The sequence below is a fragment of the Streptomyces sp. NPDC003023 genome, from assembly GCF_042888225.1.
GTDB lineage: Bacteria > Actinomycetota > Actinomycetes > Streptomycetales > Streptomycetaceae > Streptomyces.
In genome coordinates this window covers 102,377-127,472 of record NZ_JBIAPL010000011.1, presented here as the reverse complement: position 1 = coordinate 127,472, position 25,096 = coordinate 102,377, and the positions used below count along the sequence as shown (strand labels likewise).

21 protein-coding genes and 1 pseudogene are annotated in these 25,096 nt (G+C 70.3%); 10 read left to right on the top strand and 12 right to left on the bottom strand.

The window, feature by feature from the left end; genetic code table 11:
* Positions 1-93: 93 nt before the first annotated feature.
* From ACFYV1_RS29185 to ACFYV1_RS29155, 7 genes are all read right to left on the bottom strand, one after another.
* Positions 94-552, bottom strand: a complete 459-nt coding sequence (locus ACFYV1_RS29185) for a hypothetical protein (RefSeq protein ID WP_389398590.1) — start codon at positions 550-552, stop codon at positions 94-96.
* A 176-nt stretch (positions 553-728) separates the two neighbouring features.
* Complete coding sequence (locus tag ACFYV1_RS29180; protein ID WP_389398589.1) at positions 729-2,141, bottom strand: NAD(P)/FAD-dependent oxidoreductase; 1,413 nt, start codon at positions 2,139-2,141, stop codon at positions 729-731.
* A 32-nt stretch (positions 2,142-2,173) separates the two neighbouring features.
* Positions 2,174-2,986: an ABC transporter permease gene (locus tag ACFYV1_RS29175; RefSeq protein ID WP_389398588.1), complete on the bottom strand. Its 813-nt coding sequence runs from the start codon at positions 2,984-2,986 to the stop codon at positions 2,174-2,176.
* The gene (locus tag ACFYV1_RS29170; RefSeq protein WP_389398587.1) at positions 2,986-3,915 is read right to left on the bottom strand and encodes an ABC transporter permease; all 930 of its coding nucleotides are present in this window, start codon (positions 3,913-3,915) and stop codon (positions 2,986-2,988) included. Before ACFYV1_RS29170 ends, ACFYV1_RS29175 begins: the two co-directional genes overlap by 1 nt.
* Positions 3,912-5,063: an ABC transporter ATP-binding protein gene (locus ACFYV1_RS29165; RefSeq protein WP_389398586.1), complete on the bottom strand. Its 1,152-nt coding sequence runs from the start codon at positions 5,061-5,063 to the stop codon at positions 3,912-3,914. Before ACFYV1_RS29165 ends, ACFYV1_RS29170 begins: the two co-directional genes overlap by 4 nt.
* A 44-nt stretch (positions 5,064-5,107) precedes the next feature.
* Complete coding sequence (locus ACFYV1_RS29160) at positions 5,108-6,355, bottom strand: spermidine/putrescine ABC transporter substrate-binding protein (RefSeq protein ID WP_389398585.1); 1,248 nt, start codon at positions 6,353-6,355, stop codon at positions 5,108-5,110.
* 51 nt (positions 6,356-6,406) lie between these two features.
* Entirely contained in the window at positions 6,407-7,921 is a 1,515-nt protein-coding gene (locus ACFYV1_RS29155; protein WP_389398584.1) for a gamma-aminobutyraldehyde dehydrogenase, read from the bottom strand.
* A gap of 176 nt (positions 7,922-8,097) precedes the next feature.
* On the opposite strand from ACFYV1_RS29155, the gene ACFYV1_RS29150 reads away from it, so the two are divergent.
* Complete coding sequence (locus tag ACFYV1_RS29150) at positions 8,098-8,694, top strand: NADAR family protein (protein ID WP_389398583.1); 597 nt, start codon at positions 8,098-8,100, stop codon at positions 8,692-8,694.
* Here ACFYV1_RS29150 and ACFYV1_RS29145 read toward each other — a convergent pair.
* Complete coding sequence (locus tag ACFYV1_RS29145; protein WP_389398582.1) at positions 8,684-9,385, bottom strand: DUF4190 domain-containing protein; 702 nt, start codon at positions 9,383-9,385, stop codon at positions 8,684-8,686. The genes ACFYV1_RS29150 and ACFYV1_RS29145 overlap by 11 nt on opposite strands.
* A gap of 147 nt (positions 9,386-9,532) precedes the next feature.
* On the opposite strand from ACFYV1_RS29145, the gene ACFYV1_RS29140 reads away from it, so the two are divergent.
* The 3 genes and pseudogenes from ACFYV1_RS29140 (at position 9,533) to ACFYV1_RS29130 (ending at position 11,892) form a co-directional block, all read left to right on the top strand.
* Complete coding sequence (locus ACFYV1_RS29140; RefSeq protein WP_389398581.1) at positions 9,533-10,558, top strand: adenosine deaminase; 1,026 nt, start codon at positions 9,533-9,535, stop codon at positions 10,556-10,558.
* Position 10,559: 1 nt separating this feature from the next.
* Positions 10,560-11,122, top strand: a pseudogene (locus ACFYV1_RS29135) (glycerophosphodiester phosphodiesterase).
* Complete coding sequence (locus tag ACFYV1_RS29130; RefSeq protein WP_389398580.1) at positions 11,119-11,892, top strand: SAM-dependent methyltransferase; 774 nt, start codon at positions 11,119-11,121, stop codon at positions 11,890-11,892. The pseudogene ACFYV1_RS29135 and the gene ACFYV1_RS29130 overlap by 4 nt, the downstream one beginning before the upstream one ends.
* A gap of 79 nt (positions 11,893-11,971) precedes the next feature.
* Here ACFYV1_RS29130 and ACFYV1_RS29125 read toward each other — a convergent pair whose 3' ends face one another.
* From ACFYV1_RS29125 to ACFYV1_RS29115, 3 genes are all read right to left on the bottom strand, one after another.
* On the bottom strand, positions 11,972-12,511 hold the full coding sequence (locus ACFYV1_RS29125) for a hypothetical protein (RefSeq protein ID WP_389398579.1): 540 nt from the start codon (positions 12,509-12,511) through the stop codon (positions 11,972-11,974).
* Positions 12,512-12,541: 30 nt separating this feature from the next.
* Positions 12,542-13,081 (bottom strand): HXXEE domain-containing protein, encoded by a 540-nt coding sequence (locus ACFYV1_RS29120; RefSeq protein WP_389398578.1) that lies wholly within the window; start codon positions 13,079-13,081, stop codon positions 12,542-12,544.
* Between the two features lie 118 nt (positions 13,082-13,199).
* Positions 13,200-14,399, bottom strand: a complete 1,200-nt coding sequence (locus ACFYV1_RS29115; protein ID WP_389398577.1) for an ROK family protein — start codon at positions 14,397-14,399, stop codon at positions 13,200-13,202.
* A gap of 165 nt (positions 14,400-14,564) precedes the next feature.
* On the opposite strand from ACFYV1_RS29115, the gene ACFYV1_RS29110 reads away from it, so the two are divergent.
* The 6 genes from ACFYV1_RS29110 to ACFYV1_RS29085 all read left to right on the top strand — a co-directional run bounded on the left by ACFYV1_RS29110 (position 14,565) and on the right by ACFYV1_RS29085 (position 23,458).
* A complete protein-coding gene (locus ACFYV1_RS29110; protein WP_389398576.1) occupies positions 14,565-16,055 on the top strand; it encodes a sugar ABC transporter ATP-binding protein in 1,491 nt (496 codons plus the stop codon).
* The gene (locus ACFYV1_RS29105; protein WP_389398575.1) at positions 16,052-17,068 is read left to right on the top strand and encodes an ABC transporter permease; all 1,017 of its coding nucleotides are present in this window, start codon (positions 16,052-16,054) and stop codon (positions 17,066-17,068) included. The genes ACFYV1_RS29110 and ACFYV1_RS29105 overlap by 4 nt, the downstream gene beginning before the upstream one ends.
* Positions 17,065-18,069 (top strand): ABC transporter permease, encoded by a 1,005-nt coding sequence (locus ACFYV1_RS29100; protein ID WP_389398574.1) that lies wholly within the window; start codon positions 17,065-17,067, stop codon positions 18,067-18,069. The genes ACFYV1_RS29105 and ACFYV1_RS29100 overlap by 4 nt, the downstream gene beginning before the upstream one ends.
* On the top strand, positions 18,066-19,322 hold the full coding sequence (locus tag ACFYV1_RS29095; RefSeq protein WP_389398573.1) for an ABC transporter substrate-binding protein: 1,257 nt from the start codon (positions 18,066-18,068) through the stop codon (positions 19,320-19,322). The genes ACFYV1_RS29100 and ACFYV1_RS29095 overlap by 4 nt, the downstream gene beginning before the upstream one ends.
* Positions 19,319-20,188 (top strand): sugar phosphate isomerase/epimerase family protein, encoded by an 870-nt coding sequence (locus tag ACFYV1_RS29090; protein ID WP_389398572.1) that lies wholly within the window; start codon positions 19,319-19,321, stop codon positions 20,186-20,188. The genes ACFYV1_RS29095 and ACFYV1_RS29090 overlap by 4 nt, the downstream gene beginning before the upstream one ends.
* Positions 20,189-20,341: 153 nt before the next feature.
* Positions 20,342-23,458, top strand: coding sequence for a ThuA domain-containing protein (locus tag ACFYV1_RS29085; RefSeq protein WP_389398571.1), 3,117 nt, complete (start codon positions 20,342-20,344; stop codon positions 23,456-23,458).
* Between the two features lie 95 nt (positions 23,459-23,553).
* On the opposite strand, the gene ACFYV1_RS29080 is transcribed toward ACFYV1_RS29085, so the two are convergent.
* Positions 23,554-24,993, bottom strand: coding sequence for a gamma-aminobutyraldehyde dehydrogenase (locus ACFYV1_RS29080; protein WP_389398570.1), 1,440 nt, complete (start codon positions 24,991-24,993; stop codon positions 23,554-23,556).
* Positions 24,994-25,096: the final 103 nt, after the last annotated feature.

The following is a 25,096-nucleotide window of genomic DNA, read 5'->3' as shown; positions in this document are numbered from 1 at the left end:
GCGTGGGGGGATTGAGCACGGCGGCCACAACATGGTCCAGACCAATCGGGTTGTCAAGACCTCTGACACCTCACCCGCCCGTGCGACGACCCGTCAGGCCTGTCCGCCGAGCGCGATCCCGGCAGCCGCCTCGTGCATCGCGAGTTCCAGCAGTGAGGGGTCGTTGAGGTGCCCGGAGCCGTCGGGGGTGATCAGCCAGCGCACCCCGCCGGCGGTCCGCCCCGGGTACGGAACGACGATCCAGGTGCCCGGCCCGGCGGTGCGGATGCCCGTACCGAGCCACCGCCCGGCCGTGCCCGGCGGTACGAAGAACCCCATGCGCGAGTCCCCGCGGTCGGCGAGGACGGGCCCCGGCCGGTCGACCAGCCGGCTCAGCACGTCCAGCGTGGGGCCGCCCAGTCCGCCCGGCAAAATCAGTACGTCCCAGCGTCTGCCGGCAGGCAGGAGAGCGATCCCGTACTGGTTCCGCTCCCACGCCCACCGGCAGGCGTCCGGGTCCGGCGCCACCGCCGCCAGCCACTCCACCGCGATCCTGGCCCCCGGGCCACTCATGGTCGGTCCTCCGTTCCGTGTGCACGACAGTGCTTCCACACGGAAGAGAGCGATCAACGGCCGTTCCATTACGCGACTTCGGCGGCCTCACCGCCGTGACCTGCGCCACGCCGCCCGGCAGCGGTGCCGGTCGAGGGGAGCGGACGAGAGGGGCGGACGAGAGGGCGGCCCGGGGATCAGCTGTCGAAGCCGAGACCGAGACGGTCCATCGTGCGCAGCCACAGATTGCGCCGGCCGCCGTTGGCGTCCGCCCTGGCCATGGACCACTTGGTCAGGCCGATGCCTGCCCAGGCCACCGGTTCCGGCGGAAAGGGGAGCGGTTTGCTGCGGACCATCTCGAGTTCGGTCCGCTCGGTCCGCTCGCCGGACAGCAGGTCGAGCATCACGTCGGCGCCGAACCGGGTCGCGCCGACGCCGAGTCCGGTGAAGCCGGCCGCGTAGGCGACCTTTCCGCCGTGGGCGGTGCCGAAGAACGCGGAGAAGCGGGTGCAGGTGTCGATCGCACCGCCCCAGGTGTGGCTGAACCGGAGGCCCTCGAGCTGCGGGAAGCAGCGGAAGAAGTGCGACGCGAGCCGCAGATACGTGTCGGGCCTATGGTCCATCTCGGCGCGCACCCTGCCGCCGAACGGGTACACCGCGTCGTAGCCGCCCCACAGGATGCGGTTGTCCGCCGTGATGCGGAAGTAGTGGAACTGGTTGGCACTGTCGCCGAGCCCCTGCCTGCGTTCCCAGCCCACGGAGGCGAGTTGGGAGGCGCTGAGCGGCTCGGTCATCAGGGCGTAGTCGTACACGGGGACGGTATAGGCACGGACACGCCGGACGAGCGAGGGGAAGACGTTGGTGCCGAGGGCGACCCGGTGGGCGAGGACCCGGCCGTACGGGGTGCGGACGACGACGCCCGGACCAGAGGCCGACAGCCGCAGGCCGGGGGTGTTCTCGTAGACACGGACGCCCAGGTCCAGACAGGTCTGCCGCAGGCCCCAGGCCAGTTTCGCCGGATGCAGCATGGCCACCCCGCGCCGGTCCCACAGTCCGCCGAGGAACGTCGGGGAGTCGACCTCCGCGCGTACGGCTTCCGCGTCGAGGAGTTCGAGGCCGGTGAAGCCGAGCCGGGTGGCCTCCTCGTGCGTCTCGTGCAGCTCGGCGAGCTGGTGGGGCTCGGTGGCGACGTCGATCTCGCCGGTGCGCTCGAAGTCGCAGTCGATGCCGTAGCGGCCGACGGCGTCCTCGATGGCGTCGAGGTTGCGTGCGCCGAGCTCCTCCAGCTTCGCCAGCTCTTCCGGCCAGCGGGCGAGTCCGTTGCCCAGGCCGTGGGTAAGGGAGGCGGCGCAGAAGCCGCCGTTGCGGCCGGAGGCGGCCCAGCCCGCCTCCCGACCCTCGATCAGGACGACGTCCCGCCCGGGGTCGCGTTCCTTGGCGAGCAGCGCGGTCCACAGTCCGCTGTAGCCGCCGCCGACGACGAGGAGGTCGCACCGCTCGTCACCGGCGAGAGCGGGCAGCGGGTCGGGCTTGCCGGGGTCCTCCAGCCAGAAGGGCGCGGGCCGGGCGTCGGCGAGTGCTCCGGCAAAGGTCATGGCTGCTGGGGCCATGGTTCCCACTCCTTACTGCTGCTGCGGCATCGCTACTGCGAAAGGGCGCGTTTCTTCCGGCGGCCGGCGACGATCTGGCCGCCCGCGACGATCAGTACGGCGAGGGCGAACATGGCCGTGCCGATGACGTTGATCTGGACGGGCGTACCGCGCTGGGCCGAACCCCACACGAACATGGGGAAGGTGACGGTGTTTCCGGAGTTGAAGTTGGTGATGATGAAGTCGTCGAAGGACAGGGCGAAGGCCAGCATCGCGCCCGCCGCGATGCCGGGGGCCGCGATGGGCAGGGTGACCCGCAGGAAGGTCTGCACGGGCCCCGCGTACAGGTCCCTGGCCGCTTCCTCCAGCCGCGGGTCCATCGACATGACGCGTGCCTTCACGGCGACCACGACGAAGCTCAGGCAGAACATGGTGTGGGCGATGAGGATCGTCCAGAAGCCCAGCTCCGCGCCGAGGTTGAGGAAGAGGGTCAGCAGCGAGGCGGCCATGACCACCTCGGGCATCGCCATCGGCAGGAAGATCAGCGAGTTGATCGTGCCGCGGGCCCGGAAGCGGTAGCGGACCAGCGCGAAGGCGATCATCCCGCCGAGCACCGTGGCCCCGATCGTCGCCCACAGGGCGATCTGCAGGGACAGCGTGAGCGAGCCGCACAGGTCGGCGACGCCGCACGGGTCGCGCCACGCGTCCGTGGAGAACTCGCGCCAGGCGTAGTTGAAACGCCCGGCCGGCTTGTTGAACGAGAACACCATCACGATGACGTTCGGCAGGATCAGATACGCGAGCGTGAGCAGTCCCGCGATGACGACGAGGTTGCGCTTCAGCCAGTTCGTCGGGTGTCGCAGCATCAGACCAGGTCCTCCGTTCCGGCCCGGCGGATGTAGACGGTGACCGTGACCAGGACGATCGCCATCAGGATGAACGACAGCGCGGCCGCCGTCGGGTAGTCGAGGACGCGCAGGAACTGCGACTGGATGACGTTTCCGATCATGCGGGTGTCGGTGGAGCCCAGCAGCTGGGCGTTGACGTAGTCGCCGCTCGCCGGAATAAACGTCAGCAGCGTCCCGGAGACGACGCCCGGCATCGACAGCGGGAGCGTCACCTTGCGGAAGGTGGTGGCGGGCCTGGCGTACAGGTCGCCGGCCGCCTCGTGGAGCCTCGGGTCGATCCGCTCGAGCGAGGTGTAGAGCGGAAGGATCATGAACGGCAGGAAGTTGTACGTCAGACCGGTGACGACCGCGAGCGGTGTGGCGAGCACCCGGTCGCCCTCGGTCATGCCGAGCCAGCTGGTGACGTCCAGGAAGCCGACCGTGTTCAGGACCTCCACCACCGGGCCGCCGTCCGCGAGGATCGTCTTCCAGGCGAGCGTGCGGATCAGGAAGCTGGTGAAGAACGGCGCGATGACCAGCACCAGCAGCAGGTTGCGCCACCGGCCGGCCTTGAACGCGATCAGATAGGCGAGCGGATAGCCGAGCAGCAGGCACAGGACCGTGGCGGTCCCGGCGTACAGCAGGGAGCGCAGGAACTGGGGGTAGTACTCGGTCAGGGCGTCCCAGTAGGTGGCGAAGTGCCAGGTGACCTCGAAGCCCTTCTCCAGCGAGCCCGTCTGCACCGAGGTCGATGCCTGGTAGACGAGCGGCAGTACGAAGAAGACGACCAGCCACAGGATGCCGGGCAGCAGCAGCCAGTACGGGACCAGCCTGCGGCGCACAGAGACCTTGCGGACCGGCGGCGGGCCGGCGGCCGGGGAGGTGGGCGGCGCCTGGGTGACGGTCATGGCGTCTCCCCCACGGTCTCCACTCCGGCGTCGATGGCCTGGGCGGCGTCGAGGCCGAAGGTGTGCTCGGGGTTCCAGTGCAGGACCACCTCGGCGCCGGGTTCGAGGCCCGTCCGGTGCTCGACGTTCTGTGCGTAGACCTCGATGCGCTTGCCCGCCGGGCTTTCGACCACGTACTGCGTGGAGACACCGATGAAGGAGGAGTCGAGGATCCGGCCGGTGACGGCGTTGCGGCCGGCGGGGACGTCGTCCGCGTCGGTGGAGGGTACGAGGGAGATCTTCTCCGGCCGGATGCCGACGAGGAGTCCGCCGCCGGTGGCCGTGGCGTCCGGGCAGCGCCCGGCTGCCAGCCGGAGCCTGCCGCCGCCCGCGGAGACGACGACCTCGCCGCCGGAGTTCTGGACGACCTCCGCCTCGATGAGGTTGGAGGTGCCGAGGAAGTTGGCGACGAACGTGGTCCGCGGGTTCTCGTACAGCTCCGCCGGCGCACCCAGTTGCTCGACCCTGCCCCCGTTCATGACCGCGACCGTGTCGGCCATCGTCATGGCCTCCTCCTGGTCGTGGGTGACGTGGACGAAGGTGATGCCGACCTCGGTCTGGATGCGCTTGAGCTCCAACTGCATCTGGCGGCGCAGTTTGAGGTCGAGGGCGCCGAGGGGCTCGTCGAGGAGCAGGACCTGCGGGTGGTTGATGAGGGCGCGGGCGACGGCGACGCGCTGCTGCTGACCGCCGGAGAGCTGGTGCGGCTTGCGCTGGGCGAAGTCGCCGAGCTGGACGAGCTCCAGCATGTCGTCGACCTGCTTCTTCACCGACTTGACGCCGCGGCGGCGCAGTCCGAAGGCGACGTTCTCGTAGATGTTCAGATGCGGGAAGAGCGCGTAGCTCTGGAAGACGGTGTTGACGGGGCGTTTGTGCGGCGGCAGTCCGGTGACGTCCTTGTCGCCGAGACGGATGGTGCCCGTCGTGGGGTCCTCGAGACCGGCGATCATCCGCAGGGTGGTGGTCTTGCCGCAGCCAGAGGCGCCGAGCAGGGCGAAGAACGAGCCCTGCGGGACGGTCAGTTCCAGCGGGTGCACCGCCGTGAAGGAGCCGTAGGTCTTGCTGATCCCGGAGAGGCGGACGTCGCCGCCCGCTTGCTTTTCAGTCATGGGTCGCGATCCCAGGTGTGTCGGGGGAAGGGGACGGGGCAGCCTCAGGCGCCGATGAGCTTGGCGAACTTCTCCTCGTAGGCGGTCTCCTCCTCGGAGGAGAGCGAGCGGAACGAGTGGGACCGCGCGGCCATGGCCTCGTCCGGAATGATCAGCGGATTCTTCGCCAGCTCGGGGTCGATCCTGGCGAGTTCGGCGCCGACACCGGCGACGGGGCACACGTAGTTGATGTACGCGGCGAGCTGCGCGGCGACGGGGAGCTCGTAGTAGTAGTCGATCAGCCGGGTGGCGTTCTCGCGGTGCCTGGCCTGGGCCGGGACCAGCAGGTTGTCGGTGGCCGTGACATATCCGGCCGCCGGGATGGCGTACTTGATGTCAGGGTTGTCGGCCTGCAGCTGGATCACGTCACCGGCCCAGGCGAGACAGGCGGCGATGTCGCCCTTGGACAGGTCGGCGGTGTAGTCGTTGCCGGTGAAGCGGCGGATCTGCTTCTTGTCCACGCCCTTCTGCAGCCGGCCGACGGCGGCGTCGTAGTCGGCGTCGGTGAAGCTGCCGGGGTCCTTGCCCAAGTCGAGCAGGGTCATGCCGATGCTGTCGCGCATCTCGGTGAGGAAGCCGACCCGTCCCTTGAGCGAGGGGTCGTCGAGCAGCTGGGTCACCGAGTCGACCTTGCGGCCGCCGGTGGCCTTGGAGTTGTAGGCGATGACGCAGGGGATGCCGGTCCACGGGTAGGAGTAGGCCCGGCCCGGGTCCCAGTCCACGGTGCGGAACTGGGAGGAGAGGTTGGCGTAGGCGTGCGGCAGCAGCGCGGGATCGAGCTTCTGCGCCCAGCCGAGCCTGATGATGCGGGCGGCCAGCCAGTCGGTGACGTTGATCAGGTCGCGCCCGGTGTCCTGGCCGGCCGCGAGCTGCGGCTGGATCTTGCCGAAGAACTCGACGTTGTCGTTGATGTCCTCGGTGTACTTCACCTTGATGCCGGTGCGTTCGGTGAACGCCGCCAGGGTGGGACGGCTCTTGCCGTCCTCGCTGGTGTCCATGTACTCGGTCCAGTTGGAGAAGTTGATCTGCTTCTCCTTGTCCGAGTGGTCGTCGGCGTCCGCCGCTCCGCCTTCCCGCTTCGCGGGCGGGATGCCGCAGCCGCTCAGGATTCCGGCGCCGCCGACGGCGAGCGCGCCGGCGCCCGACGCGCGCAGCAGCGAACGGCGGGAGAGGGCTCCCCGTCCGCTCGTCAGGCTGCGCCGCATGGCGGCGAGCTGGGCCGCGGAGAGGCGCTCGGTCTCGTACTGCTCCATGACGCTCTGCCCTTTCGGGTGGATGAGGCCGCCGAAGACGCGGCCTGCCGGCTACAGGCCTTGGAAGATCGTGCGGTGCCAGTCCTTCCGTACGACGGCGGTGTTGTCGTACATCACATGCTTGACCTGCGTGTACTCCTCGAAGGAGTACATCGACATGTCCTTTCCGAAGCCGCTGGCCCGGTATCCGCCGTGCGGCATCTCGCTGATGATCGGGATGTGGTCGTTGACCCAGACGCAGCCGGCTCTGATCTCCCGGGTGGCACGCCCGGCACGGTAGACGTCCCTGCTCCAGGCGGAGGCCGCCAGTCCGTACGGCGTGTCGTTGGCGAGTGCGATGCCCTCGTCGTCGGTGTCGAAGGGGAGCACGACCAGGACGGGCCCGAAGATCTCGGACTGCACGATCTCGCTGTCCTGGGCGGCGCCGGTGACGAGGGTGGGGCGGTAGTAGGCGCCGCTGCTCAGGCCGCCCCCGGGCGCCTCGCCGCCGGTGACGACGGTGGCGTAGGCACGGGCGCGGTCGACGAAGGCGGCGACCCGGTCGCGCTGCGCGTGGGACACGAGCGGGCCGAGGTCGGTGCCCGGGTCGAAGGGGTCGCCGAGCCGGACCGTCGCCATCAGGTCGGCGACGGCGCTCACGAAGGCGTCGTACAGCGGCCGTTGGACGTAGGCGCGGGTGGCGGCGGTGCAGTCCTGGCCGGTGTTGATGAGCGATCCGGCGACCGCCCCGTGCGCGGCGGCCTCGAGGTCGGCGTCGTCGAAGACCACGAAGGGTGCCTTGCCGCCGAGTTCGAGGTGGAGGCGCTTGACGGTGGAGGTGGCGATCTCCGCGACACGCCTGCCGACGGCGGTGGAGCCCGTGAACGAGGTCATGGCGATGTCCGGGTGGCCGACGAGATGCTCGCCCGCGTCCCTGCCGGCGCCGCTGACGACGTTGACGACACCGTCGGGGATGCCTGCCTCGGTGGCCGCCTGCGCGAACATCAGCGAGGTGAGCGGGGTGATCTCGGCGGGCTTGAGGACGACGGTGTTGCCTGCGGCAATGGCCGGCAGGACCTTCCAGGCCGCCATCTGCAGCGGGTAGTTCCAGGGGGCGATGGAGCCGACCGTGCCGATCGGCTCACGCCGTACGTACGAGGTGTGGTCGCCGCTGTACTCGCCGGCGGACTGCCCCTGGAGGTGGCGGGCCGCACCGGCGAAGAAGGCGGTGTTGTCGATCGTGCCGGGGACGTCGAACTCGGTGCTCAGTCTGACGGGCTTGCCGCACTGGAGCGACTCCGCTCCGGCGAGATCCTCGGCCTGGTCGGCGAGTACCGACGCGAAGCGGTGCAGGGCGTCGGAACGCTCGCCCGGGGTGGCACCGGCCCAGCCCGGCAGGGCGTCGCGGGCGGCGCCGACAGCCGCGTCCACGTCCGCGGCGCCGGCCAGTTCGTATGTGTGGACCGTCTCGCCCCTGGCGGGGTCGACGACGTCCTGCGTGCGTCCCGAGGTTCCGGGGCGCAGCCTGCCTCCGATGTACTGCGCGCCGGCCGCGAAGCGGTCCTGCGTCTGGAAGCGGTTGCCCATAGCGCTCTCCGTAGTTCCAGCTCGAATTGAGTGCCGATCCTGGCAGAGGGTGACCCATGCAACAAGGGATTCCGTTGTTGCCGTTTGATTACGCGACGGAATCGGTCGATCATGTGTCGCGTCGCGGGGCCGGGCGCAGGACGGGGTGTCAGTGGCGGCTGCCACACTCTTGTGCCATGGGGATCGACGAGCTGCTCGGACGGACCGCGGAAGGACAGCGGGTGAAGTACCTGCACTTCTGGGGGCACACGGCACGACGCGACGGCACCATGGGGGCGGGCTGCCTCAGTCAGTGGTGGCCGTCACCGTTCGAGGTGGACGGCGTGCGGTACGAGACCGCGGAGCACTGGATGATGGCGTGCAAGGCACGGCTCTTCGAAGACGCCGAGGCGGAGCGGGCGGCACTGGCCGCGCGGACACCCGCGGAGGCGAAGAAGGCGGGCCGTCTGGTGCGCGGCTTCGACGAGAACGTGTGGAAGCGCGAGCGGTTCGACGTCGTACGCGTCGGCAGTGTGCACAAGTTCGGGCAGGACACGGCGCTGCGCGACTTCCTGCTGGCCACCGGGGACCGGGTGCTCGTCGAGGCCAGTCCGACGGACCGGATCTGGGGCATCGGACTGGCCGCGGACGACGAGCGGGCGCAGGACCCCACGCGTTGGCGCGGGCTCAATCTGCTGGGGTTCGCGCTCATGGAGGCGCGCGAGGAACTGCGGACGGCGGGCGGGCCCGGCCGGACGAGCCGGACCCGCGGGACCGACGGGACTAGCGGGTGACGTCGACGACCAGCGAGTTCGAGTAGCTGTCGTAGTCGTAGTCGTAGTCGCTGTTGTTCGAGTCGAGGTCCTCGTTGATCGCCCAGATCACGAACGCGAGGAACGCGGCGCTGACCACGACGCCGACAGCGCCCAGGATGATGCCCGCGAGGGCCATGCCGCCGTTGGTCGCCTCGCCCCGCTGGGCGCGGGCGCGGCCGATGAATCCGAAGATCAGCGCGAGCACGCCCAGGATGATGCCGAGCCCGTAGAGGCAGAACAGCACCGTGGAGATGATGCCGAGCACCATCGCGGTGATGCCCATGCCGTTGGCCGGGCCCTGCTGCCACCCGCCGGTCTGGCCGTATCCCGGGTAACCCGGGTATCCGGCGCCGTACGGGTCGGGGGCTCCGAAGCCGGGGGCGCCGGCTGCCGGGGGCTGCGGCATGCTCGACGCCGCCGGGTAGCCGTAGGCACCCGCGGCGGGGTGGGAGGGTGCGGGTCCGCCGGGCGCGACGGGCGGCGGCGGCACCGAACCGGTGTCGTCGGCGCCGGGCATCGAGATGACCGTCGGCTGGTCGTGCACGCCGGACGGCGGGGGGGCCGCCGGCTTGTCCAGGGGTACCCGGCCGGCTGCGCTGCCGCCCTCCGGCGGAGCCCACGGGTCGTGCGGCTGAGGCCCGCCGGGCGGCTGGGCCTGATTGTCGGACATGGTTCTCCCCCATCGGTGGTCCGGCCATGTTACGGCCTCGGCCCCGGACCCCGACGGCGGCCTACGATGATCCCCGAGCAGGAGCACCGCCCCCTGGGCGGGACCTGTCCGTGACCAGGAAGCGGCCTGTCCCATGTGGAGGAACCGATGACCGATCTGCACCCCTTCATCGCGGGGCTGCCCAAGGCAGAACTGCATGTGCACCATGTCGGTTCCGCTTCCCCGCGCATTGTCGCGGAACTCGCGGCGAACCACCCCGACTCGAAGGTTCCGACCGATCCCGAGGCGCTCGCCGACTACTTCACGTTCACCGACTTCGCGCACTTCGTGGAGGTCTACCTCTCGGTCGTGGACCTGATCCGCACCCCGGACGACGTGCGGCTCCTCACCTTCGAGGTGGCCCGCGACATGGCCCGGCAGAACATCCGCTACGCGGAGCTGACGATCACACCGTTCAGCTCCACCCGTCGCGGCATCGACGAGAAGGCCTTCATGGCCGCCATCGAGGACGCCCGCCTGGCGGCGGAGGCCGAACTCGGCGTGGTGCTGCGGTGGTGCTTCGACATCCCCGGCGAGGCCGGCCTCGAATCGGCGGAGGAGACCGCGCGCCTCGCGGTGGACCTGCACCCGGAGGGCCTGATCTCCTTCGGTCTCGGCGGCCCCGAGATCGGGGTCCCCCGCCCGCAGTTCAAGCCGTACTTCGACCGCGCCCGCGCCGCCGGTCTCCACTCGGTGCCGCACGCCGGCGAGACGACCGGACCGCAGACGATCTGGGACGCCCTCAACGACCTGGGCGCCGAACGCATCGGTCACGGCACCAGCGCGGTGCGGGACCCGAAGCTGCTGGCACACCTGGCCGAGCACCGGATCCCGCTGGAGGTGTGCCCGACGTCCAACATCGCCACCCGCGCTGTCACCGACCTCGACCGGCACCCGATCAAGGAAATGGTCTCCGCGGGGGTCCTGGTGACGGTCAACAGCGACGACCCGCCCATGTTCGGCACCGACCTCAACAACGAGTACGCGGTCGCCGCCCGCCTCCTCGGCCTGGACGAGCGCGGCCTCGCGGACCTCGCGAAGAACGCGGTGGAGGCGTCGTTCCTCGACCCGGCCGGCAAGGCGCGGATCGCCTCGGAGATCGACACGTACACAACCGAGTGGCTCGCCCGCTGACATGCGCCCGGTGACGGTGGTCGCCCACCGGGGCGACCCGTACCGGTTCCGTGAGAACCACCTGCCCTCGCTGCGCTCGGCCGTCGAGCGCGGCGCGGACGCGGTCGAGATCGACGTACGGCTCACCCGCGACGACGTACCCGTGCTGCTGCACGACGCGACGCTGAAGCGGCTGTGGGGACACGACCGGCCGCCGGCTGACATCGGCCGAGGTCGAGGGTCTCACCCGTGGCGGTGTGCCGACGCTGCGCGAGGCACTGAGCGCGCTCGACCGGCACCGGCCGATGATCGACCTGCCCGGTGCCTCACCGGAGTCGGTGCGGCAGGTGGTGGACACCGTCCGGGACTGCGGTGCCGCCGACCGCGTCCTTCGCCCTGGTGGGGCGGGAGTTGACGGACCGTGTGCACCGGGACGGACTGCTGGTCTCCGCGTGGACGGCGGACACCGGGCGTACGATGCGGCGATTGATCGGCTGCGGCGTCGACTCCGTCACCACGAAGAGGGTCGACGCCCTCAGGGCCGTCCTGGAAGGCTCACGCTCCCCGAAGGGACCTCGCAGGTGACAGACCGGATCCGCACCGACATAGCCCACAACGCCCGTGTCTGGAACTACTGGCTGGGCGGCAAGGACCACTACGCGGTGGACCAGGAGGTCGGCGGTCAGGTCGCCGGCATGTTCCCGAGCATCGCCGAAGTGGCCCGCGCCGACCGGGCGTTCCTCGCCCGGTCCGTCACGTACCTGGCGCGCGAGGCGGGGATCCGGCAGTTCCTCGACATCGGCACGGGACTTCCGACCGCCGACAACACGCACGACGTGGCACAGCGCGTCGCGCCGGACGCACGGGTCGTCTACGTCGACAACGATCCGATCGTGCTCACCCATGCCCGCGCGCTGCTCGCGGGAACCCCGGAGGGCGTCACGGAGTACGTGGACGCCGACGCCCGCGACCCCGAAGCCATCATCCGGTCCGCCGCGGAGACCCTCGATCTGCACCGGCCCGTCGCCGTGATGATGCTCGGCATCCTCAACTTCGTCCTCGACACCGACGAGGCCCGGTCGATCGTCCGGACCCTGATGGCCGCCCTGCCGTCCGGCAGCCATCTGGTCCTCACCCATCCCACCCTCGAACTCGGCGGCGAGGGCAACGCGGAGGCGATGGCGTTCTGGAACGAGAACGCCACCCCGCCCATCACCGCACGCAGCCGCGCCGAGTTCGCGTCCTTCCTCGACGGCCTGGAGATCCTGGAACCGGGGATCGTCTCGTGCGCGCGCTGGGGCGCCCCCGAGGCGGCGGAGGTGGCGCAGTTCGGCGCGGTGGGCCGGAAGCCGTAGCCGGAGCCATCCGCGATCTGTCGCGCACGCTCGTGTCCGGCGTCAACCGGACGGACGCGAAGCCGGACGGCCGGTGGGTTCAGGCCGCTGACGGTACCGGTTCCCGCGTGGGTCCCGGCGCCGTCAGCGCCTCGAGCCGCTTGATCCGGCGGCGTACGACGAGCAGCGGGATCACCCCGAAGACGCCGAAGGACATGTCGACGACCGACCACCAGAAGGGGATGCCGCGGATCGGACCGCAGATCAGGGCCAGCGGAATGATCCCGGCGCAGGCGATCATGCCGAACTCGACGACCCAGATGTTCCGCACCGGGTCACGGTAGGGACCGTAGAACGCGACGGCGATCACCAGGTGGGCGAATGCGAGCCAGTCCGTGCCGTAGAGCACGAACGGGTACTTCTCCTCGGTGGCGTCGAGTCCTTCCCGTACCCGCTCGACCCACTCCATGAGCGCCGGCATGTGCTCCGGCACGGGCGAGGCGGAGGACTTCAGCAGATCCTCCAGCCAGTGCAGCTCGGTCACCAGTGGAAAGGCGGTCACTCCGCTCAGGACCAGGCACACGACGAAGACGGCCAACCACACGCGTATCCGCCGCAAAAGGGCTGCTCGCTCGCTCATACAGGCAGCCTACGACAGAAATGAACGCGTTCAAAACTTACGTGTCCTCCTGCTGATCCTCCGCCCGATCGCGTGCGCCACCCCGGTGGCACCCGCGGCCATCACCAGTCCCGCCGCCACGTCCCGCGCCCTGGCCGGCCGCAGTACTCCGGCACGCCGGAGCCGGCCCCTCGCCCACAACGCGAACGGCACCACGATCAGCGGCGACGTCACCGAGCCGGGGGTCCAGCCCCGGAAGGCGGCCGCCTGGGCGAGATGGACCAGGCCGTGCAGCCCGAATCCGTCCACCGCGCCCTGGTAGAAGGCCGATCTGCCACCGGTGCGGTGCCCCGCGACAGCCGCCGCGCCCACGATCACGGCCATCACTCCCACCGCCGCGGTGAACTCCCGCTGGTCCACTGCCTCCATCGCCCGCCAGACCCGCTCGGGGACCTGCGGGAACCGCTCGCGGAGCACGGGGACGTTCTCCCGCATCCACCGCGGTCCGGTTGCCAGCTCCTCCAGGTCGTGCAGCGCCCAGGCGGCCAACAGGCCGTACGTCACAGTCGCGTTGACTCGTTCGTCGATCATGGTCCCAGTCTGCTCTCCGGGTCCTCGCGACATCGCGTATAGACGACATCGCGTCTTCGGGAACGTCGCGTCCTCACCGGGCGTCGCCTCTTCACGGAACCCGGGCGGTCCCGGCGGGTCAGGCCGTGGCCCGGGCCAGCTGCCGGTCCACCTGGGCGGGAGACAGGGCGTGTTCGGCCGCGAGGATGCCGGCCCCGATGACCGCGGCGTTCTCGCCCGTACGGCTCGGCTCGATCCGCAGCACATGCGTGGCCAGGGGATGCGAGCGCCGGTAGACCGCCTCCCGCACTCCGGCGAGGAGCTGGTCGTGGACCGCCGCCAGCGCACCGCCGAGCACCACGGTGTCCGGGTTGAAGAAGTTCACCAGCCCGGCCAGTACCTCGCCGACCGCCCGGCCCGCCTCGCGAACCATGCGCACGGCGTCCCGGTTGCCGGAGGCCACCAGCCCTACGACGTCGCTGCCCGACGCGGCGTCGAGTCCGAGACCGGCCAGTCTCGCCGCGATCGCCGCGCCGCCCGCCACCGCCTCGAGGCAGCCGGTGTTGCCGCACCGGCAGGGTTCCTCCTGGTCACCGACCTGGATGTGGCCGATGTCGCCGGCACTGCCCTGAGCCCCGCGATGGAGCCGGCCGTCCGCCACGATGCCGCAGCCGATGCCGGTGCCCACCTTGATGTAGAGCAGATAGCGGGTGCCGGGGAACGCACGCCGCTGTTCCGCCAGCGCCATCACGTTCACGTCGTTGTCGACGAGCGCACGCGCCCCGAAACGCGAGGCGAAGAACTCCGGGATCGGATACTGGTGCCAGCCCGGCATGATCGGCGGATCGATGGGACGGCCGGTCGAGAACTCGACCGGACCCGGCACGCCGACTCCGATGGAACGCAGCGTCCGGGGATCATGCCCGGTCTCCTTCAGCAGCGCGTGCAGCGTCCGTTCGACCCGGCGCAGCACGGACTCCGGGCCGTCCGCGATCGACAACCGCTCCTTGTGCGTGGCCAGCATCGTGCCGCCGACGTCCGTCAGGGCCACCGCGCTGTGCGAGGCGCCGAGGTCCACGCCGGCGACCAGATGGCCGGCGGTACGCAACTGGAGCCGACGCGGCGGGCGGCCGCCGGTCGAGTCACCGGGGGCCGGCACGGACTCGTCGACGAATCCGTGGGCGATGAGGGCGTCCACCCGCTGGGAGACCGTGGACCGGGCGAGGCCGGTGAGCCGGGCGATGTCCGCACGCGTCGTGACGGCGCCGGAGCTGATCAACGCCAGCACCTCGCCGGGCGAACGGGTGGCGGAACTGCTGTGGTCCGACGGCGCAGGCATGGCAGTCACCATAGGGACGACTTCCGCTGCTCACAAGGCTCACTATGTTCGACATCCGGCCTAAGTGACCGTCAACTCACCTCAATACACCGCTGCTTGGGCTCTTGACAGGTCAAAGATGTGTCACGACTCTGCACAGCAGACCGCTGACCGAGGAGCCGGCTGATGCTGACGATGCAAGGCGTGTCCAAGAGCTTTCTGGGGGTGCGGGTCCTCCACGACGTGGAGCTCGACCTCGAACCGGGCGAAGTGCATGCCCTGGTGGGCGAGAACGGTGCCGGCAAGTCCACCCTGATGAAGATCCTCGCCGGTGAGCACGTCCCCGACTCCGGCACCATCACGATCGACGGCAGGGCCCGTTCCTTCACCCATCCCGCGCAGGCCCAGGCCGCCGGAATCGGCATCATCCACCAGGAGTTCGCCCTTCTGCCGCACCGCACCGTCGCGGAGAACGTCTTCCTCGGCCGCGAGCCCGTCCGCCGGGGCCTCGTGGACCGCAGGGCCATGGAGCGCCGCACCGCCGAACTCCTCGAAGGAATCGACGAGACCGGCATCACGCCGCGCACCCTCGTCCGCGACCTGTCCGTGGCCCGCCGCCAGACCGTCGAGATCGCCAAGGCCCTCGCCGGTGACGCGCGCGTCCTCGTCATGGACGAACCGACCGCACCCCTCGCCGACCACGAGGTGGAACTCCTGACGGCGCTGGTGCGCCGGCTCACCGCGCGCGGCCTCGGCATCCTCTACATCTCGCACCGGCTGCCCGAGGTCTTCGACCTCTCACAGCGCATCACCGTCCTCAAGGACGGCCGCCGGGTCACCACGCTGCGCACCGCGGACACCGACGCCGACCAGGTGGTCAGAGCCATGGTCGGACGGGAACTGACCGCCTACTACCCACCGCGCGCCCGCCCGGAGGAGATCGGCGCGGAGAAACTCACCGTCACCGGAGGCGGCAGCACCCGGATCTCCGGCATCGACCTCACCCTGCGGGCGGGCGAGGTCGTCGGCGTCGCCGGCCTGCAGGGATCCGGTCGCACCTCCCTGGCCCGCGCCCTGTTCGGCGCCGCTCCCTTCACCAGAGGAACCATGACCGTCGGCGGCAGGGCCCTGCGGCCGCGACGCCCGCGCGAGGCGATCCGCGCCGGGATCGCTCTCGTCACCGAGGACCGCAAGACGGAGGGCCTCGCCCTGCACCAGTCCGTGCGGGACAACGCGCTCCTCGTCACCCGGGCCGTGTCCATGCGCGGCAGACCGCCTGCGGACCGCGGTATCAGCACCCTCCTCGAACGGGTTCGCCTGCGGGCGCGCGGCGAGGACCAGCAGGTGATGTACCTGTCCGGCGGCAACCAGCAGAAGGTCGTCATCGCCAAGTGGCTCGCCGCCCGCCCCCAGGTGCTGCTCTTCGACGAGCCGACCCGCGGCGTCGACGTCGGGGCGAAGGCCGCCATCCACACTCTCGTACGCGAACTCGCCCGCGAAGGGCTCGCCGTGCTGATCATCTCGTCGGAGCTTCCCGAGCTGATCGGTATGAGCGACCGGATCGTCGTGATGGCCGAGGGCCGCCTCGTGGGCGAACTCCCGGCCGGCGCGACGGAGGAGAGCATCATGCGGCTCGCCACCGGCGGCCGGCCCGGCGGACTGGGGGACGCCGCGTGACCGCGACAGGAACAGAGCCGCTCGCGCCGCCGCGCACCGCCGCGCGCCCCAGGACCATCCGCCTCGGCGACCCCGTCGTCGGTGTCTGGCTCGCCGCGCTGACCGTCACGCTGCTCGGCTGGATCGTCGTGGCCGCCCGCGGCGGCGAATTCCTCACCACCACCAACGTGGTCGCGATCCTGCAGAACTGTGTCGCGCTGGGGCTGGTCGCCGTCGGCCAGTCCGTCGTGATCCTCACCGGGTCGCTGGATCTGTCCGTCGCCTACCTCATCAGCCTCGGCACTCTGGTGGCGGCCGAGACCATGGCGAGCGGCGGTGTCGTCACCGCGGTGATCGCCGTCCTCGTCCTGTCCGCCGCGGTCGGGCTCGCCAACGGGCTGATCGTCACGGGTCTGAAGGTCAACGCGTTCATCGCGACACTGGGTACGGCGTTCATCCTGCGCGGCTGGATCGAGGACAACTACACAGGCCCGGCGGGCAAGGTCCCGGCCTCCTTCCAGCACCTCGGCTACGACCGCATCGGCCCCGTCCCCGTGTCCGTGTTCCTGCTGGCGGCGGTGGCCGCCACCGTATGGTTCATCAGCCGCCGCACCCGCCTCGGCCATCACATGTACGCGACAGGAGGAGACGAGCACGCCGCCCGCCTGTCGGGCGTCCGCACCCGCCGTACCGTCGTAGCCGCCCACGTCATCTGCTCCCTGTGCGTCGGCGCGGCCGCGCTGTTCCTCGCCGCACGCCTCGGCGCGGGTGCCCCCTGGGCGGGTACGGAGGCCCGCTACGACCTGGAGTCGATCGCCGCGGTGGTCCTCGGCGGCACCGCGCTGGCCGGCGGACGCGGTGGCGTGGCCGGGACCCTCGGCGGTGTCCTCGTCCTCGCCGTGCTCGACAGCGTCTTCAACCAGCTCGCCGTCGACCCGTTCTTCAAGAACGTCGTCCGCGGGGTCGTCATCATCGCGGCCGTCGCCGTCTACGCCAGGCCCCGCCGTGCCGCGAAGGGGAGGCCGACCGCATGACCACGGCAACCGTCACCCACGGCAGGCGCGTCGTGAAGGCGCTCGGCACCGGCACCCCGGTCTACGTGCTCCTCGCCGTGCTGCTCGCCGCACTCGCCCTGACCGACCCCGGTTTCTACGAGCCGGACCGCTTCCTGTCGTTCGTCAAACGCGCCGCCCCTCTGGTGATCCTGGCCGCCGGCCAGTACCTGGTCATCGTCTGCGGCGAGTTCGACCTGTCCGTCGGGGCGGTCGTGACCGCGGGCGTGGTGGTCGCGGCCGAGCTGTACGGTTCGTTCCCGGACGCCCCCTGGCTGCTCGTCACCGCTCTGCTCCTCGTCGCGGGTGCCGTCGCCGGCCTCGTCAACGGGCTGATCACCACTGCCCTGAGGGTGCCGTCGTTCATCACCACCCTCGGCATGATGCTGATCCTCGAGGGGGCCGTCTTCTTCTGGACCGGCGGCTCCCCGCAGGGCGTCCTGCCGGCCGCCTTCCGCGAACTCGGCCGCGGCACGGCGTTCGGCCTGCTGCCCTGGGCGGTCCTCGCCTGCCTGGCCGCCGGTGCCGTCGCCGTCCTGCTGATGCGCTCGGACTTCGGCCGCACGCTCGTCGCCACCGGAGACAGCGACCGCGCCGCGGCGCTCGCCGGAGTACGGGTGGCCCGCGCCCGGATCATCGCCTTCGTCCTCTCCGGTGCCGCCGCCGCACTCGCCGCCGTCCTGGTCGGCGGATTCTCGGGGGTGTCCGCGCAGGCGGGCCGGGGTTACGAGTTCGAGGCCATCACCGCCGTCGTGCTCGGCGGTGTGGTGCTGGGCGGCGGGCGCGGGTCCGTCGTCGCCGCCATGGCCGGGGCCTTCTCACTGCAGGCCCTGTTCACCCTGCTCAACCTCCAGGGCGTCTCCGGCGCACTGGAGTCGACCGTCCAAGGATGCATCGTCATCGCCGCCGTCGGTCTGGGAGCCGCCGACTGGTCCCGGCCGCGCCGCCGCCGTACGAACCCATCGGGAGGACAACCCTCATGACACCGCCCCGCCCCCCGCGCGGAGGTCCGCTGCGCAAAAGCCCGCTGCGCAGGCCCGCCCTGGCCTCCGTCGCCGCGCTGCTGGCCGCCGGACTCCTCGCGTCCTGCACGAGCGACACACCCGCCAAGTCACCCGGTGCGCCCGGCGGTTCCGCCGCGGCAGGCGACGCCTCCGGCACCGGCGAACAGTCAGAGTTCTTCGAGCAGGCGGAGTACGAACGCCAGCTGGCCCTCGCGAAGGAGACGCCGCAGGGCCCGGCGGACAAGCCGTGGGAGCAGATGCTGTCACCAAGGCTCGGCGACACGACGAAGTACAGGAAGAAGACGGCCGGCGGCATCCATCTCTGCTTCTCCAACGCCGGCGTCTTCAACCCCTGGCGCCAGGTCGGCCTGAAGAACATGAAGGCCGAGGTCGCACTGCACAAGGAGATCACCGAGTTCACCGTCCTCGACGCCCAGGGCAAGGACGACAAGCAGATCTCCGACATCCAGGAGCTCACCGGCAGGGGCTGCGACGCCCTGATCGTCTCCCCCAACACGACCGCCACCCTCACCCCGGCGGTCGAGCAGGCATGCGCCAAGGTGCCCGTCATCGTCTTCGACCGCGGCGTGGACACGGACTGCGCGGTCACCTTCGTCAACCCGGTCGGCGGCTACGGATACGGGGCGGTCGCCGCCGACTTCCTCGTCGAGAAGGTCGAGCCCAAGGGCAAGATCCTCGCCCTGCGCATCTCTCCCGGCGTGGACGTGCTCGAGACCCGCTGGTCGGCCGCGAAGGTCGCCTTCGACAAGAGCGGACTGGACGTCGTGGACGTGAAGTTCACCGACGGCGACCCGGCCAGGACCAAGGCCGTCGTCACGGACGCGCTGACCCGGCACGGCGGCATCGACGGCGTGTGGATGGACTCGGGCGCGACCGCCGTCGCCGCCGTGGAGGCCTTCGAGGACGCCGGCCAGGACGTACCGCCCATCACCGGCGAGGACCAGCAGGACTTCCTGCAGGCGTGGAAGGACAAGGACCTCACCGCGATCGCCCCGACGTACCCGACCTTCCAGTGGCGCACGCCGGTCATCGCGGCCCTGCGGATCCTCGACGGGCAGCAGGTGCCCAAGGAATGGAAGCTGCCCCAGCCCACCATCACCCAGGACAACCTCGATCAGTATCTCGAGCCGGGCATGCCACCACTGCACTACGCGATGTGCGGCTGCGCCGACCTGCCCGGGTTCCCCGAGGACTGGGGAGGCAAGGGGTGAGGACCTGGCCACTCGGTGCCAACCCCTGGATCTGGCACTCCCCCGTCGACGGCGCGGCACTGGCCGAGACGCTCCCGAGGCTGGCCGGCTGGGGCTTCGACTGCGTGGAGCTGCCGCTCGAGCAGGCCGGTGACTGGGAGCCGGCCGCCACCACGAAGCTGCTGGCGGCGACCGGGCTCGCACCGGCGGCCGTGATCGCGGTGATGCCGCCGGGACGGGACCTGGTACGGGCCGACGCAGGCACGGTGCGATCCACCCAGGAGTATCTGCTCCGCTGCGTCGACGCGGCCCACGCGGTCTCGGCCCCGGTCGTCGCCGGGCCGGTGTACACGGCCGTGGGACGCACCTGGCGGATGACCCCCTCGGAACGGGCCGCCGCCTGCGTGGAGTTGCGGGACCACCTGGCGCCCGTCGTCGACCATGCGCGGGCCGCGGGGGTACGGATCGGGGTCGAGCCCCTGAACCGGTACGAGACCGGCCTGCTCAACACCGTCGCCCAGACCCTCACGGCCCTGGACGGCCTCGACGCCTCCGTCATCGGGGTCGCGCTCGACACCTACCACCAGAACATCGAGGAGCGCGGCCTTCCCGGCGCCGTGCGCGAGGCCGGGTCACGCATCGTCCACGTCCAGGTGTGCGCCAACGACCGGGGCACGCCGGGCGCCGACCATCTCGACTGGCCGGGCTTCCTCGGCGCACTCGGGCAGAGCGGCTACGGCGGTTCGCTGTGCATCGAGTCCTTCACCGCGCACAACGACGCGATCGCCGTCGCCGCTTCCGTATGGCGTCCGCTCGCCCCCACTCAGGACGCCATCGCGACGGAGGGCCTCGCCTTCCTCCGGCGCACCCTCGACGCGACCCCCTGACCGGACCGGTGCCACCAGCCGGCCGGCGACAACTGGCCGACGACAACTGACCGACGCCACTCCTGACCGGCGACAACTGACCGACGCCACTCCTGACCGGTGCCACCCCGGTGCGCGTCCGCGCCCCGGACTCCCCCTCAGAGAGGACCGGCAATGAGCCGTCACGCTCGCGGCGCAAGAAGGGCGGTCGTCGCTGCGGCGAGCGCCCTTCTGCTCGGGCTTGCCGCAATGCCCGCAAACGCCGCCCCGGAGGAAGAACCCGCCTTCCGCGCACTGCTGTTCACCCGGGCCGTGGGCTACGTCCACGGTTCGATCCCGGCAGGCATCAAGATGTTCGAGGAAGAGGCGGCCGAGAACAACTTCGAGATCGTCCAGACCGCGGACCCGGCGGTCTTCGACGACGAGAAGCTGAAGGACTTCGACGCCATCGTCATGCTGCAGAACTCCGGCATGGTGTGGGACACCGAGGCACAGCGCGACGCGATGGAGAAGTACGTCCGCGGCGGCAAGGGAGTCGTCGCCATCCACAACACCCTCGACATGGGCGTCGAGGAGCAGTTCCCGTGGTGGGACGAGACCATCAACGGCGGCGTCCACATGCCGGCCCACTCACCCGGGGTCCTGCAGGGCACGGCCAAGGTCGCCGACCGCGTCCACCCCTCCACCAAGGGCCTGCCGGAGCGCTGGGAGCGCCCGGAGGAGTGGTACAACTTCGACGCCAACAACCGCGGCGACGTGCATGTGCTGGTGACCGCCGACGAGACCACGTACGACCCGGGCGGCGCGGCCATGGGCGCCGACCACCCCATCTCCTGGTGCCGCAGTGCCCAGGGCGGCAAGGTCTGGGCCACCGCCATGGGCCACGACACCCCCGCCTACAGCGAGGAGTTCTTCCGCGACCATGTCGTCGGCGGCCTCAAGTGGGCGGCCGGTGCAGAGGCGGGCGACTGCGGCGGCACCGTCTGGAGCGGCTACGAGAAGGTCACCCTCGACGACAACACGGCCGACCCGATGGAGCTCGACGTCGCGAAGGACGGCCGCGTCGTCTACGCCCAGCGCAACGGCGAGGTGAGGATCTTCGACCCGGAGACCCACTCCACGACCACCGCGGGCAAGCTCGACGTCTACACCGGCGGCGAGGACGGTCTGGTCGGCATGGAGCTGGACCCCGACTTCACGAAGAACGGCTGGATCTACCTGTACCACGCGCCGGCCGCGTCCACCGAGGACGTCAACCGCCTCTCCCGGTTCACCATCAAGGACGGCAAGCTCGATCCGGCGAGCGAGAAGAAGCTGCTCGACGTGCCCGCCTACCGGGACCGCACCTTCCCGGAGCCCGGACACACCGGTGGCGCCGTCGAGTTCGGCCCGGACGGCACCCTCTACCTGGGCACCGGCGACGACGTGCCGCCGAACCTGGATCCGGACTGGCAGGGCTACGCCCCGATCGACTGGCGCGAGGGCAAGGAGATGCTCGACGCCGCCCGGACCGCGGGCAGCACCGACGACCTGCGCGGCAAGATCCTGCGCATCAAGCCCACCAACCGCGGCGGCTACACGATCCCCAAGGGCAACCTCTTCAGGAAGGGCACGGAGAAGACCCGTCCCGAGATCTACGCGATGGGCTTCCGCAACCCCTTCCGCTTCACCGTCGACGCCAGGACCGGGTACGTCCATGTGTCGGACTACGGACCGGACCGCGGTCTGCCCACCACCGATCGTGGCCCCGAGGGCCTGGTGGAGTACAACGTCATCAAGAAGCCGGGCAACTTCGGCTGGCCGTTCTGCCACGGGAACAACCAGGCGTACGCGCCGTACAACCCGGACACCGGTGAGGTCGGCGCCAAGTTCGACTGCGACAACCCGGTGAACCCGTCGCCCAACAACACGGGGCTCACCGACCTGCCGGAGCTGACCCAGCCGGAGATCTGGTACGGCTACGGCACCTCGCCCGAGTTCCCGGAGATGGGCTCCGGCGGTTCCGCGCCGATGAGCGGCCCGGTCTACCACTACGACGCGGACAACCCCTCCACGTCGAAGTTCCCCGCCTACTTCGAGGGCGCGAGCTTCTTCTACGAGTGGTCCCGCGACTACGTCAAGGAGATCCGCTTCGACCAGGAGGAGAAGCTGCTCAAGATCAACGACTTCCTGTCGACGGTGAAGTTCAACAAGCCCATGGACATGACGTTCGGCCCGGACGGCTCGCTGTACGTCCTCGAATGGGGCAGTTCCTTCGGCGGGGGCAACAACGACTCCGGTCTCTACCGCGTCGACTACGCCCAGGGGCAGCGCATCCCGGTCGCCAAGGCGGCAGCCTCCGCGACCGATGGCCCCCTGCCGCTGGAGGTGAGCTTCTCCAGCGAGGGCAGCAACGACCCGGACGGCGACGCACTGGCCTTCGCCTGGGACTTCGACGGTGACGGCACGTACGACTCCACGGAGGCGTCACCGACCCACACGTACACCACCGCGGGGGACTTCACCGCCCAGCTCAAGGTCACCGACTCCACCGGGAAGTCCGGCTACGCCAACGTCCCGATCACCGCGGGCAACACCGTCCCGAAGGTGACCATCGAGTTCCCGGTGAACGGCAGGCTCATCGACTTCGGCGACCGGATTCCCTACAAGGTCACCGTCACCGACCCCGAGGACGGCCCGGTCGACTGCGCCAGGGTCACCGTCAACCCGGCCCTCGGGCACGACGACCACGAGCACCCCACCACCGACATCCCGGGCTGCGAGGGCACTCTGGACACCGGTGATCTCGGCGGCCACCCCGAGGGCGCGGACCTCACCTACGTCCTCAACGCCAAGTACACCGACAAGGGCGCGCCGGGCACCTCCGCCCTCACCGGCTACGGACGCGCGGTCCTGCAGCCCAAGCACAAGCAGGCCGAGTACTACGACGCCCAGTCCGGCACCCGTGTGGTGTCCCAGGCAGGCGCGGAGAACGGCAAGCGCATCGGCGACGTCAGCAACGGCGACTGGGTGGCGTTCGATCCGATGAGCGTCGAGGGCATCGGCAGCGTGAGCTACAAGCTGTCCTCGCCGTACGGGGTCGGCGCGATCGAGCTGCGCGCGGACGCCCCCGACGGCAAGCTCCTCGCCACGACCCCCGTCCCGAACACGGGCGGCTGGGACAACTACTCGTCGACGCCGGCGGTTCCGGTCGAGGCGACGGCGGGTACGCACAGGCTGTATCTCGTCTTCACGTCCCCGCAGAACAATTCGTTCGACGTGGACGCGGTCGAGTTCGTCAGCAGTCCGTAGCCTCCGCCGCACGACCGCGCGCCCGGTGCACACAGGTGCACCGGGCGCGCGGTGTGTTCAGGACGGGCAGGGCGTGCTCCGCGGGGCGGAGTGTGTCAGCCGTCGAGCGACGTCATCACGTGCTTGATGCGCGTGTAGTCGTCGAAGCCGTACGCCGACAGGTCCTTGCCGTAGCCGGACTTCTTGAAACCGCCGTGCGGCATCTCCGCGACCAGCGGGATGTGGGTGTTGATCCACACGCACCCGAAGTCCAGGGACTTCGACATGCGCATCGCCCGCGCGTGGTCCTTGGTCCACACCGAGGAAGCCAGCGCGTACTCCACGCCGTTCGCCCACTCGAGCGCCTGCGCCTCGTCGGAGAAAGACTGGACGGTGATGACCGGGCCGAAGACCTCGTTCTGGACGATCTCGTCGTCCTGCTTGAGCCCGGAGACCACGGTCGGGGCGTAGAAGTAGCCCTTGTCGCCGACCCGCTGTCCGCCGGCCTCGACCTTGGCGTGCGCCGGGAGCCGGTCGATGAAGCCGGTGACATGGTCCAGCTGGTTGGCGTTGTTCAGCGGACCGTAGAGCACGTCCTCGTCGTCCGGGGCGCCGGTCTTCGTCTCCGTCGCCGCCTTGGCGAGCGCGGACACGAACTCGTCGTGGATCGACTCGTGCACGAGCACACGGGTGGCGGCCGTGCAGTCCTGGCCGGCGTTGAAGAAGCCCGCCACCGAGATGTCCTCGACGGCCTTGGCGATGTCGGTGTCCTCGAAGACCACGACCGGGGCCTTGCCGCCGAGCTCCAGGTGAACGCGCTTGACGTCCTTGGCCGCGGAGGCGGCGACCTGCATGCCGGCGCGCACGGAACCGGTGATGGAAGCCATGGCGGGGGTGGGGTGCTCCACCATCGCGCGGCCGGTCTCACGGTCGCCGCAGACGACGTTGAAGACGCCCTTGGGAGTGATCGCGCCGATGATCTCGGCCATCAGCAGGGTCGACGCGGGCGTGGTGTCCGACGGCTTCAGGACGACGGTGTTGCCCGCGGCCAGAGCCGGGGCGAACTTCCAGACGGCCATCATCATCGGGTAGTTCCACGGCGCGACCTGCGCGCAGACGCCGACCGGCTCGCGGCGGACGATGGAGGTCATGCCCTCCATGTACTCGCCGGCCGAGCGGCCCTCGAGCATGCGCGCCGCACCCGCGAAGAAGCGGATCTGGTCCACCATCGGCGGGATCTCTTCGGTGCGGGTGAGTCCGAGCGGCTTGCCCGTGTTCTCCGACTCGGCCGCGATCAGGTCCTCCGCGCGCTCCTCGAACGCGTCGGCGATCTTCAGCAGCACCTTCTGGCGCTCGGCGGGCGTGGTGTCGCGCCAGGCGGGAAAGGCGGCCGCGGCAGCGTCCATGGCGGCGTCGACGTCAGCCTGGCCGGAGAGCGGCGAGGTCGCGTACGCCTCGCCGGTCACGGGGTTGACGATGTCGATCGTCCGGCCGTCGGCGGCGTCCTTGAACTCCCCGTTGATGTAGTTGCGCAGACGACGCAGCTCGGTGGTCACTGTTGCCACCCCTCCTGTCATGTCCGATGGGTGAGACACCCCACCCTAATCTCTTCGCGGAAGATTTCAACAGGCCCAGCTGCCCCCAACTTCGGATTCAGTG